The sequence below is a fragment of the Intrasporangium sp. genome, from assembly GCF_051961875.1.
GTDB lineage: Bacteria > Actinomycetota > Actinomycetes > Actinomycetales > Dermatophilaceae > Intrasporangium_A.
The window spans coordinates 1-17,873 of record NZ_JBQCCV010000063.1; the positions used below are offsets into that span (position 1 = coordinate 1).

The following is a 17,873-nucleotide window of genomic DNA, read 5'->3' on the forward strand; positions in this document are numbered from 1 at the left end:
GCCAAGAACGGCGCCACCGAGCTGAGTCCCTTGTACTCCAAGGCTTTCACTCCTGGCGCGACCATGGGCGTGATGTTCACGGCGGGCCCGTTCATCGAGGAGAACCCCGACGTCGTGCGGCGGTTCGCGGCGGCCCTCGACAAGGCGAGCGAGACGGCGGCGGCTGACCCGGATGCCGTGCGCGCCGTCCTGCAGAAGTACGGACGGCTGAAGCCCGACCTGCTGAAGGTAATGAAACAACCCCTGTACGGGACCCAGGTCTCGACCGGCGCCATCTCGCAGGCGTCGACGGTGATGACCGGTCTCGGCATGCTCAAGGGCCCGGTGAACGGGAAGGACGTGGTGTGGCCATGACCATCGCCCACGCTGTGGGGCGGGGAGCCCCGCCTGCAGTCTCGACGAAGTCGCCGCGCCGGCGGCTGCTGTCGCTGCTCGGGCCGCTGACCGTCGTCGTCGCCGCCGCTGCCTGGCAGCTGCTCAGCGTGACGGGGTCCCTGCCGGCCGATGTGTTCCCCTCGGCACTGTCGGTGATCGGCGCCTTCCTCGCCCAGCTCGGGTCCGCGGCCTTCTGGGGCACCTTGGGGGCCACGGTCAGCTCAGCGCTCGTCGGCCTCGTCATCCTCGCGGCCATCGCCTCGGTCGCCGCCCTCGTCGTGACGAGCAGCCGGTTCGCCTACGAGTCGACCTGGTTCCTCATCGAGTTCCTGAAGCCCATCCCGCCGGTCGCCCTGATCCCGCTCGGGCTGCTCCTCTGGGGACCGTCGCCCACCATGAAGATCACCCTCGTCGTCTTCGGTGCGGTCTGGCCGCTGTTCGTCCAGCTCGTCTACGGCATCCGTCAGATCGACGGGCTGACGCTGGACATGGCCCGCAGCTACCGGCTCGGCTTCGTCCGCACGACACGGCACGTCGTGGTCCCGGCGCTGCTGCCCTTTGCCCTGACCGGCCTGCGGGTCAGCGCCGCCATCGCCGTCGTCGTCTCCGTCGTGACCGAGATGATCGGCGGCGCAAGCGGACTCGGCCAGAGCATCGTCGTGGCGCAGTCTGCCGGCAACCTCCCCGAGATGTATGCGCTCATCTTCGCCACGGGCGTGCTCGGCCTGGTCGTCAACGGCGCCTTCCGTGCCCTGGAGGGCCCCCTGCTCTTCTGGCACGCGTCCCAGCGAGGAGTCACCGCATGAGCCAGGTACAGAACGTCGGCCCGTACCGGACGCCGAAGCGGGCGCACGCCCTGAGTCGCGCGGCGCGCCTCGTCCTGCTCCGCGGCTGGCTGCCGGTCACGCTTCTCATCGTCTGGTGGTTCGCGTCCAAGGGCAGCCACTCGCTGTACTTCCCGTCGCTCGAGCAGATCCTGGGCACCATGCGGGCGGACTGGCTCGGCCCGCACTTCGCGGCCGACCTGGTGCCGAGCATCGTGAAGTTCCTCGTCGGCTTCGTCATCGCCGCGGTCCTCGGGATCGGCCTCGGCACGCTCATCGGCCTCTTCCCGGTGGCCCGGGCCGTCACCGAACCGTTCATCCAGTTCCTGAGGTCGCTCCCGCCTCCGGTCCTGCTGCCGATCGGCCTGCTCCTCTTCGGCATCGGCGCGACCATGAACGTGGCGATCATCGTCATGGGCGCCATCTGGCCGACGCTGCTCAACACGATCGACGGTGTGCGCTCCCTCGACCCGCAGCTGGTCGACGTCGGCCGCAGCTACCGGCTCACGTTCCGCCAGCGCATCCTCTACCTCGTCCTGCCGAATGCCGGGCCGCAGATCTTCGCGGGCCTCCGTACCACCCTGCAGATGTCGATCATCCTGATCGTCGTCTCGGAGATGGTGGCCTCGACCAACGGGATCGGCTACTTCCTGCTCCAGTCGCAGCAGACCTTCGCGGTCGCGGAGACGTGGTCCAGCACGTTGGTCCTGGGGATCCTCGGCTACCTCGCCGCCGTCGCGTTCATGCGCGTGGAGCGTTCCATCCTGCGCTGGCAGACCGGCCTGCGCGAAGCTCAAGGAAGGGCTTAAGCATGACTCTCAACGAATCGCCTCTCGCCGCAAGCTCGCCCGCGCAGACGCCCGCCCCGGGCCAGGAGTCCCACGCCGTCGGAGAGCTGCTCGTCCAGAGCCGCGGGCTGCAGATGAGCTACGGGGACCACCAGATCCTCGCCGGCCTCGACTTCGAGGTGCGGCGCGGCGAGTTCGTCTGCGTCGTCGGTCCCAGCGGGTCGGGCAAGACCACGCTCCTGCGTTGTGTTGCCGGCCTGCTCGCGCCCACCGCTGGGGAGATCGTCTTCGAGGGTGAGCCCGTGACCGAGCCACCGGCGAAGCTGGCCGTCGTCTTCCAGGACTACTCCAGGTCGCTGCTGCCCTGGATGACCATCGCAGCGAACATCGACCTCGTCCTGCAGAACAAGCTGCGGCCGGCGGAGCGCAAGGAGACCGTCCAGCGCGTGCTCGCGGCGGTCGGGCTGCGTGACAAGGGTGGCCTCTACCCCTGGCAGATGTCGGGTGGCATGCAACAGCGCGCCGCCATCGCCAGAGGGCTCGCCTACCAGCCGGACGTCCTGCTCATGGACGAGCCGTTCGCCGCGGTCGACGCCCAGACGCGCATCGACCTCGAGGACCTTGTCCTGCAGATCAGCGCGCAGTTCGACATGACGGTCATGTTCGTCACGCACGACATCGACGAGGCGGTCTACCTCGCCGACCGGGTCCTCGTGCTCTCCGGCGCGCCGACCGTGGTGACGGAGAACATCGTCGTCGACCTGCCCAAGCCCCGCCACCAGGTGGAGACGAAGCGCCTCGAACGGTATGCCGAGATCCGCGCCCGGGTCTTCGAGCTGATCCAGGCCGCGAAGTCCCACGCGACCTTGGCCGGATGAGTCCGACCGGACACCAGCAACCATCAGGAGTAGACATGACCACGGGTCCGGAGCCCATTGCCCTCGAGGACGCCCTGTCCTACAACACGCGCGTCACGCTGCTCGGAACGGCCGGCGGACCACCCTGGTGGGAAGGCAGCGACCGTCAGGGCATCTCCACGCTCATCACCGTCGGCGACGCCCAGTACCTGATCGACTGCGGCGAGGGCTGGGGGCGCGCGTTCCGCCGGTCGGGTCTCTCGACACCGGGGTTCGAGCGCGGGATCGACAACCTGCGGGCCGTGTTCATCACGCACCACCATTCCGACCACACCATCGACTACCCGAACCTGCTGCTGCTCGCCTGGCACAACGGATCGAACGGGCTGCGCCGGCCCATCCAGGTCTTCGGTCCGGGGGACCGGGGGGTGCTTCCGCCGATCTTCGGCGCGCGTGAGCACGATCCCGAGGTCTGGGCCCCCGAGCTGCCGACGCCCGGGCTCGTCGACTCGACGGAGCTGCTCATGCGGGCCTACGCGACGGACATCAACGACCGGATGCGCGACAACGCGAAGCAGGACCTTCGGGAGATCTTCGAGATCCACGACATCGAGCTGCCCGACGGGACGGGCAGCGACCCCAACTCGGACCCCTCGCCCGCGATGGAGCCCTTTGAGATCTATGCCGACGAGAACGTGCGGGTCTCGGCGATCCTCGTCGACCACCGCCCGATCTTCCCCGCGTTCGGGCTGCGGTTCGAGACCGCCGACGGATCCGTCGTCATCTCCGGGGACACCGGAGTGTGCGACAACCTCGTCACGCTGGCCCGCGGCGCCGACCTGCTCCTGCACGAGTGCATCGACATGGACTGGGTCGACTCGCGGATCGGTCCCCAGAGCGAGAAGTTCGACCCCTACCTGCGGCAGCACATGCTCGCGGCGCACACGAGCATCGAACAGGTCGGCCCACAGGCGGAGGCCGCCGGCGTCGGCACTCTCGTGCTCACCCACCTCGTCCCCGGCAACACGCCTTCGGAGAAGTGGCAGCAGGCCGAGCACGGCTTCCCGAGCGGCCGCACCGTGGTCGGCGAGGACCTCATGCACTTCGGGATCGGCACACCCGGTGATCGGGCCCGCGTGAGCGACTCGGCCGGCACCCACACTTCCTTCGACCTCACCCCCTCACTCTGAAGGAGACCGTCATGCCAGAGTTCAAGGACGGACTGCAGGACACCACGCTGCCCTCGAGCGGCGTCGTCGAGACGGACGTCGTCATCGTCGGGTCCGGGCCGGCCGGAGGGGCAGCCGCGCTGTTCCTCTCGACCCTCGGGGTCCGCACCATCATGCTGACCAAGTACCGCTGGACCGCGAACACGCCCCGCGCGCACATCACGAACCAGCGGACGATGGAGATCTTCCGCGACATGGGCATCGAGGACCAGGTCCTCAAGGACGCCTCGCCCCACGCCATCATGGGCGACACGGTCTTCTGTACCTCGATCGCGGGGGAGGAGCTGGGCCGCATCCTCACGTGGGGGAATCACCCGCGCCGCGAGGCCGACTACGTCCTCGCGTCCCCCTCGCTCAACTGCGACATCCCGCAGACGTACCTCGAGCCGATCCTCGTCAAGAACGCCACCGAGCGCGGCACCCAGTCGCGGTTCTCGACGGAGTACCTCTCGCACGTGCAGGACGAGGACGGCGTGACAGTGACGGTCCTCGACCGGCTCGAGGGCCGGGAGTACCAGATCCGGTGCAAGTTCCTCATCGGCGCGGACGGCGCACGCTCCCTCGTGGCGCGACACCTGGGCCTGCCGATGGAGGGGCAGATGGACATCGCGGGGTCGATGAACATCACCTTCAAGGCCGACGTCGCGCACCTCGTGGGTCATCGGCCCTCCGTCCTCTACTGGGTGGTCCAACCGGGGTCGAACATCGGTGGGATCGGAGCGGGGCTGTTCCGGATGGTGCGGCCCTGGGACGAGTGGCTGATCGTCTGGGGGTACGACATCAACGAGGAGCCGCCCGAGCTGACAGACGAGAAGGCCACCGAGATCGTCCACAACATGCTCGGCACGACCGACGTCGACGTGGAGATCACCGGCTACTCGCTGTGGGGCAACAACGAGATGTACGCGACGCACCTGCAGCAGGGGCGGGTCTTCTGTGCGGGAGACGCGATCCACCGGCACCCGCCGAGCAACGGCCTGGGCTCGAACACCTCCATCCAGGACTCCTACAACCTGGCCTGGAAGATCGCCGCGGTGCTCAAGGGGCAGGCCGGTCCCGAACTGCTCGAGACGTACTCCGTCGAGCGCGCGCCGGTCGCCAGACAGATCGTCACGCGGGCGAACCAGTCGAGTCGCGAGTTCGTCGGGATCTTCGACGCCCTCGGGATGACGACGGCGACGACGGTGGAGGAGATGAAGTCACAGCTGGCCGAGCTCAAGGCCGACACGAAGGAGGGCGCCCTCAAGCGGCAGGCCCTCGCCGCCGCGCTGGAGCTGAAGAACTACGAGTTCAACGCGCACGGGGTCGAGCTGGGGCAGAACTACGCAGGGTCCTCCGCGGTCGTCTCCGACGGCACGACCCTCCCGGAGCCGACCCGCGACGCCGAGCTCTACTACGAGCCGCACACGACGCCCGGGGTGCGACTGCCGCACTGCTGGGTCGGTGACTCCACCAACAAGCGGTCGACCCACGACCTGGCGCGCTACTCCCAGTTCACGCTCTTCACGGGCAAGATGGGCAGGGCGTGGGTGGACGCCGCCCACCAGGTGGCGGAGAGGCTCGGCGTGTCGATCGTTCCCGTCGTCATCGGCGCCGGTGAGGCGGTGCAGGACCTCTACTTCGACTGGATGAAGCTGCGCGAGGTCGACGAGGACGGCTGCGTCCTCGTGCGCCCGGACACCCACGTGGCCTGGCGTTCCGACACTCTGAAGGCGGACCCCGCCGCGGAGCTGGAGCAGGTGATGCGTCAGGTCCTGCACCGGACCGGTGATCCGTCATGAGCCTCAGCTTCGAGCACGTGACGCTCGGGCAGCGCGTGCTGTTCGGGCACGGGCAGGCCGGCGAGCACCTCGCTGAGGAGATGGCGCGGCTGGCTGCGGGTCGAGTCATGGTCGTCGCGGCCGAGTCGGAGACCGAGCTGGCCGACCGGATCACGTCCGGCCTGCCCGTGGCGCTGCGGTGGCGTGAGGTCCGACAGCACGTGCCGGTCGACCTCGTGGAGCGGGCGCGCGCCGCCGCAACGAGCCACAGCGTGGACGCACTCGTCTCGGTCGGCGGCGGCTCGACCACCGGGCTCGCCAAGGCGATCGCGCTCACGACGGGCCTGCCCATCGTCGCCGTGCCGACCACGTACGCCGGTTCCGAAGCGACCAACGTCTGGGGGATGACCGAGGGGGGCGTCAAGACGACTGGTGTCGACGACAACGTGCTGCCCGCCTCGGTCGTGTACGACTCGGCCCTGACCATGTCCCTGCCGGCCGGGCTCACCGTCGCCTCGGGCCTCAACGCCCTGGCCCACTGCGTCGACTCCCTGTGGGCCCCGCGGGCCGACCCCATCAACCGTGCCATCGCATTGGAGGGAGCCCGTGCCCTGGCGCATGGCCTGCCGCGCGTCGTCGTGGACGCGGGAGACGTGCAGGGCAGGGATGAGTGCCTCTACGGTGCCTACCTCGCCGCTGCCGCGTTCGCGTCCGCCGGCTCCGGGCTGCACCACAAGATCTGCCATGTGCTGGGCGGGGCCTTCGACCTGCCGCACGCAGAGACGCACGCGGTGGTGCTGCCACACGTGCTGGCCCTCAACGAGCCCGCCGTGCCGGAAGCGGCCCGGAACCTCCGTGCGGCACTCGGGGCCGGAACGCCCGACGGCGCCGCCGGGTCGCCAGGCGACGGCTCGGCCACCGCGTCACTCGAGCGGCTGCGCTCCTCCCTCGGCGCGCCGACGGCCCTGCGCGACTTCGGGCTGCAGGAGCAGGACCTGCCCGACGCCGTCGAGCGCGTCCTGCCCGTCGTCCCAGAATCCAACCCGGTCCGCGTGACCCCCGAGCGGCTGCACCGGCTGCTGCGGGCCGCATGGGCCGGCGAGACCCCCAGGAGTGAGTCATGACCAGCACCTCGAACACCGCCCCCACGGGCTCGACGCGGCTGCCCACCTACCCGCCCGTCCACCCGGTGCGGATCCCCGACCCGAGCCGGACGAACAGGAAGGTGGTCTCGCGCCAGCAGGAGCAGCGCGAGACGGCACTCGTGGACGAGGTCGTCGCCTCCTTCGACGGAGCGCAGTCCGAGCGCCTCAAGCAGCTGATGCAGGCATTGACGCGCCACCTGCACGCCTTCGTCAGGGAGGTCCGCCTTACCGAGGAGGAGTGGCAGACCGCGATCGAGTTCCTGCGCGACTGCGGGAACATCACGGACGACAAGCGCCAGGAGTTCATCCTCCTCTCGGACGTCCTCGGCCTGTCGATGCAGACCGTGGCGGTCAACAACGAGGCCCACGGATCCGCGACGGAGGCGACCGTCTTCGGGCCCTTCTTCGTCGAGGGGTCGCCGCAGATCGAGCTCGGCGGCGACATGTCCTTCGGCGCGCGGGGCGAGCCGTGCTGGGTCGAGGGGACCGTCCTGGACGCCGACGGCCGGCCGTTGTCCGGGGCGCGCGTCGAGGTGTGGGAGGCGGACGAGGACGGCTTCTACGACGTGCAGTACGGCGACGAGCGCACTGCCGCCCGGGCGCACCTGTTCACCGACGAGAACGGCGCCTTCCGCTTCTGGGGCATCACACCCACCCCCTACCCGATCCCGCACGACGGCCCGGTCGGCAAGATGCTTCAGGCTGTAGGGCGTTCGCCGATGCGCACGAGCCACCTGCATTTCATGGTCTCGGCGCCGGGCATGCGCACCCTGGTCACGCACATCTTCGTCGACGGCTGCGAATACCTCGGCAGCGACAGCGTCTTCGGGGTCAAGGAGTCGCTGATCAAGGACTTCGAGCCGCAGGCCGCGGGAACACCTACCCCCGACGGCCGGGACCTTGACGACCGGGACTGGTCCCGGGTGCGGTTCGACATCGTCCTCGCCCCCAAGCCGGAGACGGGTGACGGCGACACGTTCGCGCTCGCCGTCCGGGAGGAGGACGCCTGAGTCGAGGCGCCGCGGCGGGCCGGCGGGTCCCGCTCCGCCGGTCAGGCCAGGCCGAGCGCTCCAGCCTCCTCCCACAGCTCGGCACGGACGGACGGGTGAGCGGCGCACTCGATGATCGCCCGGCACTGCTCCCGCTCGTCGTGGCCCCAGAGCGGCGCGATGCCGTGCTCGGTCACGACGGCGGACTGCTGGAACGAGGTGACCGGCTCGCCGAGCAGCGGCACGATCGTCGAGACGTCCGCCTTCGGGTGCCAGGACCTGAGCGCGATGAAGGACTGGCCGCCCGGTGAGTGGAGCGCGCCGACGATGAAGTCGGTCTGTCCGCCGAAGCCCGAGTAGATCCGGGCATTGATCCGCGAGGCGTTCGCCTGGCCGAACAGGTCGACCTCGAGCGCCGTGTTGACCGACGTCATCTGGCGCTGCTGGGCGATCAGGCCCGGGTCGTTCGTCTTCTCCGTGCGCAGCATCCGCACCCGGGGGTTGCGGTCGATCCAGTCGTAGAGGTCCTGCGACCCGAAGACGAACGACGTGATCAGCGGATGGTTGGCGTCGAGCGCGCCCGCGGCGTCGAGCGCGAGCACACCGTCCGAGAACATCTCCGTCCAGACGCGAATCCCCTTGCGGGACACCAACGCTGCGAGCGTCGCGTCCGGAACCCCACCGATCCCGAGCTGCATCGTCGAACCGTCGAGGATCTGCGACGCGACGAGCTGACCGATTGCCCGGCTGTGGTCGTCGGGCGCGACGGGCTGGTGGGTGGCGAGCGGCGCCTCGATCTCGACCGCCATGTCGACCTGCTCCACGGGGATCTGGGCGTCGCCGAAGGTGTATGGCATCCGCGGGTTCACGACCGCGACGACGAGACCGCCACGGGCCCGGCACGCCTCGACGGCGGCAGGCAGGACGTTGACCTCGAGACCGAGGCTGAGCTGGCCGTCGACCGGCGGCGCGCAGTGGAGCAGCACCACCTCGGGCGACAGCGTCCGCCCGTAGAGCAGCGGCACGAGCGACAGGCGCGAGGGCACGTAGCGCAGCCCGGGGTGGCGCCGCATGCCCGCGCCGACGAAGCACGTCTCGACCGTCACACCCTCGCGGTCCGGCAGCCCGGGCGGCGCGTTGAGGGCGTGCAGCACGTACGCCGGCACGCACTCGTCGACGGCGCGCACGGCTTCCCACGGGATCGACATGTTGCCGCTGACGACGATCCGCGGGTTCGGCGGCAGGGTGCGCAGGCGGCTCTGGAACTCGGCGACGGTAACTGTCTTCACGCTCCCATCCTTGCCGAACCGCACGGCAAGCCGCGCGGCGACGAGCGGGTCCGCCAGTGACCTTGCTCTCCCTCCCGTCGACCGGTCACTTTCCCCGGTCGAGCGGTCACGTCCAGTCCCTGTAGCCACCGCGAAAAGGTATGCCGCCCAGCCGAGCCGGCTGGGCGGCATACCTCTTGGAGATGCTGCGGTGAGCGTCAGCTCGCCTTCTTCTTGGCCTTGCTCGCCTTCTTGGCCGGCTTCTTCTTGTCCTCCGGTTCAGCCTCGTCCTTCGGGCCACCACCGCGCTTGGCCGCCTTGGCCGCATCCACACTGCGCTGCAGGGCTGCCAGCAGGTCGACGACCTCGGTCTCCTCCTCGGGAGCGGCTGTCGGCGCCTTCACCTCGCCGCCCTCGATCTTCGACTCGACGAGTGACTCGACCGCCTCCGAGTAGTCGTCCTCGAACTCGTCGGGCTCGTAGTCGCCGGCGAGGGAGTCGACCAAGGATGACGCCATCGCGAGCTCCTTCTTCGTCGCCTGGGTGTCCTCGCCCAGCACGTCGAAGTCGGGCTTGCGGACCTCGTCGGCCCAGAGCAGCGTCTGCAGCACGATGACGCCCTCGCGGACGCGGAGGACCGCGAGCGTCATCCGCGTGCGGATCGCGACGGTGACGAGGGCCATCCGGTCGGCCTTCTCGAGCGCGTCACGCAGCAGGACGTAGGGCTTGACCGAGCTCTTCTCCGGCTCCAGGTAGTAGGACTTGTCGAAGAGGAGCGGGTCGATCTGCTCGGACGGGACGAACTTCTCGATCGAGATCTCCTTGGAGGAGCGCGACGGCAGGCTCTTCATGTCCTCGTCGCTGAGGATCACCATCCGGCCGTCGGACGTCTCGTAACCCTTGGCGATGTCCGAGTAGGGCACCTCCTCACCGTCGATCGAGCAGACGCGCTGGTAACGGATCCGGCCGCCGTCCTTCTCGTGCACCTGCCGGAACTGGACGTCATGGTTCTCGGTCGCGGAGAAGAGTCGAACGGGCACGTTGACGAGGCCGAACGACACGGCGCCCTTCCAGATGGCTCGCATGGGTACCAGAATGCCACCCATGCGCCCGATGCTGGCCACGTCGACGACCGTGGTTCCCGAAGGGGACTCGTGGGTCCACGAGGTGAAGTGGGACGGGATGCGCGTCCTGGCGGACGTATCGGAGGGCCGGCTGCGGCTCTTCAGCCGGACGGAGCGAGACGTCACCGTCGCGTTTCCCGAGCTGGCCGGCCTGGGCGACGAGTACGCCGACCTGCTCCTCGACGGGGAGATCGTCGTCCTCGACGGCGGGGTGCCGAGCTTCGCCGGGATGGCCGAGCGGTTCCACGTCGCCGACGCCCGCAAGGCCCGGCGTCTCGCCGAGGCGAGACCCGCGACGTATATGGCGTTCGACCTGCTCCGGCTCTACGGGGTCGACCTGACGCGCCGCCCCTGGACCGAGCGGCGCGCCACCCTCGAGCGGCTCGAGCTGGACGGGCCGCGGTGGCAGACCCCTCCGGTCTTCACCGACGGCGAGGTGCTCTTCGAGGCGACCCGGGCGCAGGGGCTCGAGGGCATCGTCAGCAAGCGGACCGACTCCACCTATCGGGGCGGCGTCCGCAGCCCGGACTGGCTCAAGCTGCCGCACCGTGCCACCACCTCGGTCGTCATCGGCGGCTGGCGACCGGAGTCCACCTCGCCCTCCGCTGGTCGGCTCGGGGCGGTCCTCGTCGGCGTGCCCGGGGTCGAGGGCCTGCACTTCGTCGGCCGCGTCGGGGCCGGGCTGGCGGGCAGGGCCGGCCTGGCGCTCCTCGAGCGCCTGCGCCCGTTGGAGGCGCCCGGGGCGCCGTTCGCGGAAGAGGTTCCCGTCGAGGATGCAGTCGACGCGGTCTGGGTCCGGCCGGTCCTCGTCGCCGACGTCGAGTCGCTCGGGTTCAGCTCCGGCGGCCGGCTCCGGCAGCCCTCGTGGAAGGGCGTGCGCGACGACCACACACCCCACGACCACGCACCCCACGACATGTCGCCCGATGACGTGGCGCCGGGGGAGCGCTGAGATGGCCATCGCGGACGGACCCAAGGTCGTCACCGTCGTCGAGGGACGCCGACTGCGGCTCAGCAGCCTCGACAAGGTGATGTATCCAGCGACAGGGACGACGAAAGCCGAGGTGCTCGACTACTACGCGCGGATAGCGCCGGTGATCCTGCCGCACCTTTCAGGGCGACCGGTGACGCGGGTGCGTTTCCCCCATGGTCTCGCCGCGGCCGGCTTCTTCGAGAAGAACGTCCCGGCCGGGGTGCCGGAATGGATCAGGCGGGCAGGTCGGGACCCGGTCTTTCCGCTCATCGACCATCTCGCCGGGCTGACGTTCTTTGCCAATCTCAATTCCCTCGAGCTGCACGTGCCCCAATGGCGTTTCCAGGGCGAGGGCCGCGACGCCGTCGCGCTCGAGCCGGACCGGTTGGTCATTGATCTCGACCCCGGGCCCGGCATGGGTCTTCGTGAATGCGCCACGGTCGCGCTGATCGTACGCAATCGTCTGACGGCGATCGGATTGGACCCTCTCCCCGTGACGAGCGGGAGCAAAGGCATGCAAATGTATGCCGCGCTGCCGGGGGTGCACTCCAGTGACGAGATCCGCGACACGGTTCAACAACTGGCGCGGGAACTGACAACCGCACATCCAGAGCTGGTCGTGTGGAAGATGGCAAAGGAATTGCGCCCGGGCAAGATCTTCCTCGACTGGAGCCAGAATGTGGCGGCCAAGACGACGGTATGTCCCTATTCCCTGCGCGGACGGGACGAGCCGACAGTTGCGGCCCCCGGGAGTGGGACGAGGTGGAGCGGGGCGCCGCGGGCAAACCCTTCGCACAGCTGCGGATTGGGGAGGTCATCGCCCGCGTCTCCCGGGACGGGGACCCGGCGGCGGCACTGGTAGGCAGGTAAGCCGAAGGGCCCGCTCGATGACCGGGCCCTTCGGCTTTGTTGCGGTTGCGCTGGCGATCAGTGCGCCTTGTCGTACGCGTTCTGGATCTCAGCGGAGATACGGCCACGGTCGGAGACCTTGTAGCCATTCTCACGGGCCCAGTCGCGCACGGCGCTCAGGTCGTTACGACGCGAAGAACCTCGACGGGCCGCCGGCCGCTTGGCGCCACCCGCGCGCCGCGCATGCCCGGTCCATGCCGAAAAGTCGTCCCGAAGCTTCTTCGCGTTAGCGTCGGACAGGTCGATCTCGTAGGAAACACCGTCCAGCCCGAAGGTGACAGTCTCGGTGGCCTCTCCGCCATCGAGATCGTCGACCAGGATGACTTCGACTCGCTGCGCCATGTTTCTCCAAATAATTCGTGAAATGGGAGGTCGACCGATGCATCACACCGGTCCACTCCAAAATAACAGCAAATGCTGATCATCGGAGAATCGCTGGGAAATTGTGTCGGCGCTGTGAATCGCAAGCGGGACAAACGCGTGCGAAACGGCGCTTCTTAGCCCTGGCCCTGCGGGTTCGCGTCGGTGTGTTCGTGCTCGGCCTCCCACTTCGCCTGCGCCATTCGCTCGCGGCGGTCGCCCTCGAGGATGGTCTTCATGATGAAGTAGAAGAGCGTGGCGATACCGATCGTGGGTGCCAACGCCAGGATGTACGGCATTGCGGCTTCCATGGCATCCATGGTCGCACGCTTCCGCTGTCGGTCCTGACCCCTACCGTTTCGGCCATGGCGTCGAGGAGCAGTGGCAAGCGGACCACCGGTTACCGGTGCACGGAGTGTGGCTGGGGCACGGTCAAGTGGGTCGGTCGGTGCGGCGAGTGCCAGGCGTGGGGGAGCGTCAGCGAGGTCGGGCAGCCGACGGCTCGCACGAGCGCGGCAGCCGTCGCCGAGCCGGCCCGGCCCATCGGCGAGGTGGACATGGCCCGGTCCGCGGCCGAGACGACCGGTGTCCCCGAGTTCGACCGAGTCCTCGGCGGCGGCCTCGTCCCCGGCGGCGTCATCCTCGTCGCCGGCGAACCGGGTGTCGGCAAGTCGACCCTGTTGCTCGATGTGGCGGCTCGCACGGCGCGGGCCGGCCGCACCGTCCTCTACGTCAGCGGCGAGGAGTCGGCCGCGCAGGTCCGCGGTCGTGCCGAACGCATCGGCGCGATCGCCGACCGGTTGCTGCTCGCCTCCGAGACCGACCTCGGCCGGTTGCTCGGGCAGGTCGACCATGCCGATCCCGACCTGCTCGTCGTCGACTCGGTCCAGACCATCGCCAGCGCCGAGGTCGACGGGCAGTCGGGCAACGTCAGCCAGGTCCGGGAGGTGACCGGCACCGTCATCCAGGTGGCGAAGGCGCGAGGGATCGCCGTCCTGCTCGTCGGGCACGTCACCAAGGACGGGTCCGTGGCGGGGCCGCGCGTCCTGGAGCACCTCGTCGACGCCGTCATCCAGTTCGAGGGTGACCGGCACTCCCGGCTGCGGCTCGTCCGCGCGGTCAAGAACCGGTTCGGACCGACGGACGAGGTGGGCTGCTTCGAGCTGCGAGACTCCGGCATCGTCGGGCTGGCGGACCCGAGCGGGCTGTTCCTCTCCCGCTCCGCGGCCGCGGTGCCCGGCACGTGCGTCACCGTCGCGCTGGAGGGCCGCCGCCCGCTGGTCACCGAGGTCCAGTCGCTCATCACCGCGTCGACCATGCCGTCTCCGCGGCGGACGACGAGCGGCCTCGACTCGTCGCGGCTGGCGATGATCCTCGCCGTGCTCGAGAAGCGCTCGGGTCTGCCGGCCGGCACCCGTGACGTCTTCGCCGCCACCGTGGGTGGCATGCGCGTCACCGAGCCCGCCGCCGACCTCGCGATCCTGCTCGCCCTCGCCTCCTCCGCGATGGACCGGCCGCTTGCCCGCGACGTCGTCGCGCTCGGCGAGGTGGGGCTGGCCGGGGAGATCCGCCCGGTGCCGGCGCTGGGTCCGCGGCTCACCGAGGCTGCCCGGCTCGGCTTCCGTCATGCGCTTGTCCCCGAGGGCCAGGTCGATGTCACCCCGCCCGCCGAGATCACCCTCGTACCGGTCGCCGACGTCCGCTCGGCGGTCGAGGCGATGGGCCGGCTGTGCGGTTCTCGCGCGGCGGCGGCGGTGGCGGCGGCGACCGCCTAGAATACGGTTCGTCCGGCTTCGTCCGGGGTCAGGTGCATCGGATTGAACGGGAGATGATGGACAAGAACGACGACGAGCTGCTTCGTGCGGCTCTCGCCGCTGTGGCCCCAGGCACGGAGCTCCGCGACGGCCTCGAGCGAATCCTCCGCGGACGCACCGGTGCCCTCATCGTGCTCGGCAACGACAAGGTCGTCGACTCCATCTCCACGGGTGGGTTCAGCCTCGAGGTCGAGTTCTCCGCGACCCGGCTGCGCGAGCTGTGCAAGATGGACGGCGCGGTCGTCCTCGACCGTGAGGGCAGCCGGATCCTCCGGGCCGCCACCCAGCTCGTCCCCGACTCGCACATCGAGACCTCCGAGTCGGGCACCCGGCACCGGACTGCCGAGCGAGTCGCGAAGCAGACCGGCTTCCCGGTGATCTCGGTGAGCCAGTCGATGGGCGTCGTCGCGCTCTACGTCGGCGGTCGCCGGCACGTGGTCGAGGGCTCGCCGACGACTCTGTCGCGCGCCGACCAGGCCCTGCAGACCCTCGAGCGCTACAAGTCCCGTCTCGACGAGGTGACCGGCACCCTCTCCGCCCTCGAGATCGAGGACCTCGTCACCGTGCGTGATGAGACGGCGGTGCTCCAGCGTCTCGAGATGGTGCGCCGCATCTCCGCCGAGATCCAGGACTACGTCGTCGAGCTCGGCACGGACGGCCGGCTGCTCAGCCTGCAGCTCGAGGAGCTCGTCGGCGGCCTGGGCAACGACCGCGAACTCGTGATCCGCGACTACCTGCCCGCGACGAAGTCGGGCCTCACCGAGCAGCAGGCCCTCGAGGGTCTCGAGGCGCTCAACTCGGTCGAGCTGCTCGACCTGGCCGCCGGGGCGCGGGCCGTCGGCTTCCAGATCGTCGGCGAGAGCCTGGACGCACCGGTCAGCCCGCTCGGCTACCGGCTCCTGACCAAGGTGCCGCGCCTGCCGCAGGCCATCGTGGAGCGCCTCGTCAACCACTTCGAGTCGCTGCAGCGCCTGCTGGCCGCCGGTATCGACGAGCTCATGCTCGTCGATGGCGTCGGCGAGGGTCGCGCCCGCGCGGTCCGTGAGGGCCTCTCCCGGCTGGCGGAGAGCAGCATCCTCGAACGCTACGTCTGAGAGCCCGGGCGCCGGTATGCCGCTGAGCTCACTGCCGCTCGACGAGCTCCATGGGCGCGTGACCGGCTGGTACGAGCGGGCCGGGCGCGACCTGCCGTGGCGGTCGCCCGACTGCTCGCCGTGGGGCGTCTTCGTCTCCGAGGTCATGGCCCAGCAGACCCCGCTCTCGCGCGTCGAGCCGGCCTGGCGCACCTGGATGGAACGGTGGCCGACGCCGGCTGCCCTGGCCGCGGCGGCGCCGGGTGACGCCATCCGGGCCTGGGGCCGGCTCGGCTACCCGCGGCGAGCCCTTCGGCTGCACGAGGCGGCGACCGTGATGGTGGAGCGTCATGGCGGAGAGGTGCCGGCCTCGGCCGAGGGGCTGCTCGCGCTGCCGGGCGTCGGCGGCTACACCGCCGCGGCGGTCGCCTGCTTCGCCTTCGGGGTCCCCGAGGTCGTCGTCGACACGAACGTCCGGCGCGTTCTCGCGCGCACCCTCGAGGGCAAGCAGTATCCGGCCAAGGCACTGACCCGGGCCGAGCGCGACCTCGCGGCCGCCGCGATGCCGGCCGAGCGGCATACCGCCAATGTGTGGAACGTAGCCGTGATGGAGCTCGGCGCACTCGTCTGCGCGGCCCGCGGGCCGCGCTGCGAGGAGTGCCCGGTGGCCGACCTCTGCGGCTGGAACCTGGCCGGCCGGCCGGCTCACGACGGGCCGCCCCGCCGGGGACAGGCCTGGCACGGCACCGACCGCCAGGTCCGGGGTGTGCTGCTGCAGCGGCTGCGCGATGCCCACAGCGAGCTGCACCTGTCACTTCTCGAGGACGCCGTGCCCGACCATGACCAGGTGATGCGGTGCCTCGACTCGCTCGTCGCCGACGGGCTCGTCGAGCCGCTGGCTGGCCAGCACTACCGACTGCCCGGGTGAGCCGCAGGCGACGCGGCAGCCGATCGCGCCCCTAGTCGAACTGTGCCGGCTCGGGCAGCCCGAGTGCCACGAGGGCCCGGCGCAGCACCTGTGGCGGTGTGCCCTCGTTGACGACATCGACGCCGGGCTCGTCCGGCTCGAGCGGCTCGAGCGTCGAGAGCTGGCTCGGCAGCAGGGTGGGCGGCATGAAGTGGCCCGCCCGGTGCTGCATCCGGTCCTCGATCAGCTCGGGCGGGGCGGTCATGTGGAGGAAGCGCACGGCGGGCCGGCCCTTGCGCAGGAGGTCACGGTAGGCACGCCGCAACGCCGAGCAGGTCACGACCGCAGACTCGCCCCGAGCCTCCTTGTCGCTGATCCAGTCGCCGATCGCCTCGAGCCAGGGCCACCGGTCCTCGTCGGTCAGCGGATGGCCCGAGTGCATCTTCGCCACGTTGGCCTCCGAGTGGAAGGCATCGCCCTCGGCGAACTCCCAGCCCATGAGGGTGGCGATCCCCTTGGCGACCGTCGTCTTACCGGAGCCGGACACGCCCATCACGATGACGACGTCCGACTCCGAACCTTCTCCGGGGTGGCGGGCCTGCATCGCTCGACTGTAGCCGTCATTGCCAGCGGGCTCGGCGGTCTGTAGCCTCACCCCTCGTGCCCGGCCGACCTCCGAACCGATGAGGACGTTCGGGCTGCTGGCCCGAGCCGGGTTCCGCAGGCACTCGACGTATCGGCTCGCCCTGCTGGCGGGCCTGACGACCAACTCCGTCTTCGGCATCATCCGAGCCTCGATCCTGCTCGCCGCCGTGGCGTCCGCCGGCTCGGCGATCGGTGGCTACACCGGGCCGATGGCGGTCGCGTTCGTCTGGTGGGGCCAGGCGCTGCTCGGCACCGTCAACCTCTGGGGCTTCCAGGACGTCAAGGAACGCGTCCGCACCGGTGACATCGCCGTCGACTTCCTGCGGCCGCTCAACCCCCAGCTGGTCTACCTCGCCGGCGACGTCGGACGGGCCGGCATCAACTTCCTCGCGCGGGGACTGCCGGCCCTGCTGATCGGCATGCTGCTCTTCGACCTCGCCTGGCCGCCCGGGGCGGCGGCCTGGGTGGCCGGGATCGTCTCGGTCGCCCTCGCCGTCGTCGTGGCCTTCGCCGGGAACTTCATCATCAACCTCGTGTCGTTCTGGGTCATCGAGGTCCGCGGGATCCAGCTCGTCTGGATGATCGTCTCCGGGCTGTTCTGCGGGCTCTACCTGCCGGTGCCGTGGTTCCCGGGGTGGCTGCGCACGATCGCCGACTGGTCGCCGTGGCCGGCCATGCTTCAGCATCCGCTCGACATCCTCAGTGGACGGGTCGTGGGGGGGGGCGGCGGGGCCCGCCCCGGGGAACACGGACGGCGGGGGGGGGGGGGGGGGCGGGGGGGGGGGGGGGGGGGGGGGGGGGGCCCCCCCGCCCGCGGCGGGGGGGGGGGGGGG

18 protein-coding genes and 1 pseudogene are annotated in these 17,873 nt (G+C 70.1%); 14 read left to right on the forward strand and 5 right to left on the reverse strand.

The features are described 5' to 3' along the window. The 8 genes and pseudogenes from ACTHJJ_RS03930 to ACTHJJ_RS03965 form a co-directional block, all read left to right on the forward strand. Positions 1–354: pseudogene (locus ACTHJJ_RS03930) on the forward strand (hypothetical protein); the annotation flags it as partial. Next, positions 351–1,181, forward strand: coding sequence for an ABC transporter permease (locus ACTHJJ_RS03935; protein WP_440301631.1), 831 nt, complete (start codon positions 351–353; stop codon positions 1,179–1,181). The pseudogene ACTHJJ_RS03930 and the gene ACTHJJ_RS03935, both read left to right, overlap by 4 nt. Further along, positions 1,178–2,008, forward strand: coding sequence for an ABC transporter permease (locus ACTHJJ_RS03940; RefSeq protein WP_440301632.1), 831 nt, complete (start codon positions 1,178–1,180; stop codon positions 2,006–2,008). Before ACTHJJ_RS03935 ends, ACTHJJ_RS03940 begins: the two co-directional genes overlap by 4 nt. A 2-nt stretch (positions 2,009–2,010) precedes the next feature. Continuing rightward, positions 2,011–2,865 carry an ABC transporter ATP-binding protein gene (locus tag ACTHJJ_RS03945; RefSeq protein WP_440301633.1) on the forward strand — a complete coding sequence of 285 codons (855 nt, stop codon included), beginning with the start codon at positions 2,011–2,013 and terminating at the stop codon, positions 2,863–2,865. Positions 2,866–2,900: 35 nt separating this feature from the next. Continuing rightward, the gene (locus ACTHJJ_RS03950; protein ID WP_440301634.1) at positions 2,901–4,034 is read left to right on the forward strand and encodes an MBL fold metallo-hydrolase; all 1,134 of its coding nucleotides are present in this window, start codon (positions 2,901–2,903) and stop codon (positions 4,032–4,034) included. A gap of 11 nt (positions 4,035–4,045) precedes the next feature. Further along, on the forward strand, positions 4,046–5,854 hold the full coding sequence (locus tag ACTHJJ_RS03955) for an FAD-dependent oxidoreductase (protein WP_440301635.1): 1,809 nt from the start codon (positions 4,046–4,048) through the stop codon (positions 5,852–5,854). Next, positions 5,851–6,957 carry a maleylacetate reductase gene (locus ACTHJJ_RS03960; RefSeq protein WP_440301636.1) on the forward strand — a complete coding sequence of 369 codons (1,107 nt, stop codon included), beginning with the start codon at positions 5,851–5,853 and terminating at the stop codon, positions 6,955–6,957. The genes ACTHJJ_RS03955 and ACTHJJ_RS03960 overlap by 4 nt, the downstream gene beginning before the upstream one ends. Further along, complete coding sequence (locus ACTHJJ_RS03965) at positions 6,954–7,988, forward strand: intradiol ring-cleavage dioxygenase (protein ID WP_440301637.1); 1,035 nt, start codon at positions 6,954–6,956, stop codon at positions 7,986–7,988. The genes ACTHJJ_RS03960 and ACTHJJ_RS03965 overlap by 4 nt, the downstream gene beginning before the upstream one ends. 41 nt (positions 7,989–8,029) lie before the next feature. Here the strand turns inward: ACTHJJ_RS03965 and ACTHJJ_RS03970 are convergent, their stop codons facing one another. Beyond that, positions 8,030–9,256: an acetyl-CoA hydrolase/transferase family protein gene (locus ACTHJJ_RS03970; protein WP_440301638.1), complete on the reverse strand. Its 1,227-nt coding sequence runs from the start codon at positions 9,254–9,256 to the stop codon at positions 8,030–8,032. A gap of 197 nt (positions 9,257–9,453) precedes the next feature. After that, positions 9,454–10,320 carry a non-homologous end joining protein Ku gene (ku, locus tag ACTHJJ_RS03975; RefSeq protein ID WP_440301639.1) on the reverse strand — a complete coding sequence of 289 codons (867 nt, stop codon included), beginning with the start codon at positions 10,318–10,320 and terminating at the stop codon, positions 9,454–9,456. Between the two features lie 19 nt (positions 10,321–10,339). Between ku and ligD (ACTHJJ_RS03980) the strand changes: the two genes are divergently transcribed. Both ligD (ACTHJJ_RS03980) and ligD (ACTHJJ_RS03985) read left to right on the forward strand, forming a co-directional pair. Beyond that, complete coding sequence (ligD, locus tag ACTHJJ_RS03980) at positions 10,340–11,311, forward strand: non-homologous end-joining DNA ligase (protein ID WP_440301640.1); 972 nt, start codon at positions 10,340–10,342, stop codon at positions 11,309–11,311. Between the two features lies 1 nt (position 11,312). Next, entirely contained in the window at positions 11,313–12,194 is an 882-nt protein-coding gene (gene ligD, locus ACTHJJ_RS03985; RefSeq protein WP_440301641.1) for a non-homologous end-joining DNA ligase, read from the forward strand. A gap of 65 nt (positions 12,195–12,259) precedes the next feature. Here the strand turns inward: ligD (ACTHJJ_RS03985) and ACTHJJ_RS03990 are convergent, their stop codons facing one another. Continuing rightward, a complete protein-coding gene (locus ACTHJJ_RS03990; protein ID WP_440301642.1) occupies positions 12,260–12,583 on the reverse strand; it encodes a histone-like nucleoid-structuring protein Lsr2 in 324 nt (107 codons plus the stop codon). Positions 12,584–12,738: 155 nt separating this feature from the next. Then, the gene (locus tag ACTHJJ_RS03995) at positions 12,739–12,921 is read right to left on the reverse strand and encodes a hypothetical protein (RefSeq protein WP_440301643.1); all 183 of its coding nucleotides are present in this window, start codon (positions 12,919–12,921) and stop codon (positions 12,739–12,741) included. 45 nt (positions 12,922–12,966) lie between these two features. Here ACTHJJ_RS03995 and radA point away from each other — a divergent pair, with 45 nt between their 5' ends. From radA to ACTHJJ_RS04010, 3 genes are read left to right on the forward strand one after another with little or no spacing between them, the layout of a single operon-like run. Further along, positions 12,967–14,376: a DNA repair protein RadA gene (gene radA / locus ACTHJJ_RS04000; protein ID WP_440301644.1), complete on the forward strand. Its 1,410-nt coding sequence runs from the start codon at positions 12,967–12,969 to the stop codon at positions 14,374–14,376. Positions 14,377–14,432: 56 nt separating this feature from the next. Beyond that, on the forward strand, positions 14,433–15,509 hold the full coding sequence (disA, locus tag ACTHJJ_RS04005) for a DNA integrity scanning diadenylate cyclase DisA (RefSeq protein ID WP_440301645.1): 1,077 nt from the start codon (positions 14,433–14,435) through the stop codon (positions 15,507–15,509). Between the two features lie 16 nt (positions 15,510–15,525). After that, positions 15,526–16,416 (forward strand): A/G-specific adenine glycosylase, encoded by an 891-nt coding sequence (locus tag ACTHJJ_RS04010; RefSeq protein ID WP_440301646.1) that lies wholly within the window; start codon positions 15,526–15,528, stop codon positions 16,414–16,416. Positions 16,417–16,447: 31 nt separating this feature from the next. Here the strand turns inward: ACTHJJ_RS04010 and ACTHJJ_RS04015 are convergent, their stop codons facing one another. Continuing rightward, on the reverse strand, positions 16,448–16,999 hold the full coding sequence (locus tag ACTHJJ_RS04015; protein WP_440301647.1) for a gluconokinase: 552 nt from the start codon (positions 16,997–16,999) through the stop codon (positions 16,448–16,450). 79 nt (positions 17,000–17,078) lie between these two features. Between ACTHJJ_RS04015 and ACTHJJ_RS04020 the strand changes: the two genes are divergently transcribed. Next, a partial coding sequence (locus ACTHJJ_RS04020; RefSeq protein WP_440301648.1) for an ABC transporter permease occupies positions 17,079–17,873 on the forward strand: 795 nt, incomplete at its 3' end.

Bases quoted from the DNA above. Each gene is read 5' to 3' on its own strand.
- ACTHJJ_RS03935 (WP_440301631.1), top strand. From the start codon at position 351: ATGACCATCGCCCACGCTGTGGGGCGGGGAGCCCCGCCTGCAGTCTCG.
- ACTHJJ_RS03940 (WP_440301632.1), top strand. From the start codon at position 1,178: ATGAGCCAGGTACAGAACGTCGGCCCGTACCGGACGCCGAAGCGGGCG.
- ACTHJJ_RS03945 (WP_440301633.1), top strand. From the start codon at position 2,011: ATGACTCTCAACGAATCGCCTCTCGCCGCAAGCTCGCCCGCGCAGACG.
- ACTHJJ_RS03950 (WP_440301634.1), top strand. From the start codon at position 2,901: ATGACCACGGGTCCGGAGCCCATTGCCCTCGAGGACGCCCTGTCCTAC.
- ACTHJJ_RS03955 (WP_440301635.1), top strand. From the start codon at position 4,046: ATGCCAGAGTTCAAGGACGGACTGCAGGACACCACGCTGCCCTCGAGC.
- ACTHJJ_RS03960 (WP_440301636.1), top strand. From the start codon at position 5,851: ATGAGCCTCAGCTTCGAGCACGTGACGCTCGGGCAGCGCGTGCTGTTC.
- ACTHJJ_RS03965 (WP_440301637.1), top strand. From the start codon at position 6,954: ATGACCAGCACCTCGAACACCGCCCCCACGGGCTCGACGCGGCTGCCC.
- ku (WP_440301639.1), bottom strand. From the start codon at position 10,320: ATGCGAGCCATCTGGAAGGGCGCCGTGTCGTTCGGCCTCGTCAACGTG.
- ligD (WP_440301640.1), top strand. From the start codon at position 10,340: ATGCGCCCGATGCTGGCCACGTCGACGACCGTGGTTCCCGAAGGGGAC.
- ligD (WP_440301641.1), top strand. From the start codon at position 11,313: ATGGCCATCGCGGACGGACCCAAGGTCGTCACCGTCGTCGAGGGACGC.
- ACTHJJ_RS03990 (WP_440301642.1), bottom strand. From the start codon at position 12,583: ATGGCGCAGCGAGTCGAAGTCATCCTGGTCGACGATCTCGATGGCGGA.
- ACTHJJ_RS03995 (WP_440301643.1), bottom strand. From the start codon at position 12,921: ATGGATGCCATGGAAGCCGCAATGCCGTACATCCTGGCGTTGGCACCC.
- radA (WP_440301644.1), top strand. From the start codon at position 12,967: ATGGCGTCGAGGAGCAGTGGCAAGCGGACCACCGGTTACCGGTGCACG.
- disA (WP_440301645.1), top strand. From the start codon at position 14,433: ATGGACAAGAACGACGACGAGCTGCTTCGTGCGGCTCTCGCCGCTGTG.
- ACTHJJ_RS04010 (WP_440301646.1), top strand. From the start codon at position 15,526: ATGCCGCTGAGCTCACTGCCGCTCGACGAGCTCCATGGGCGCGTGACC.
- ACTHJJ_RS04015 (WP_440301647.1), bottom strand. From the start codon at position 16,999: ATGCAGGCCCGCCACCCCGGAGAAGGTTCGGAGTCGGACGTCGTCATC.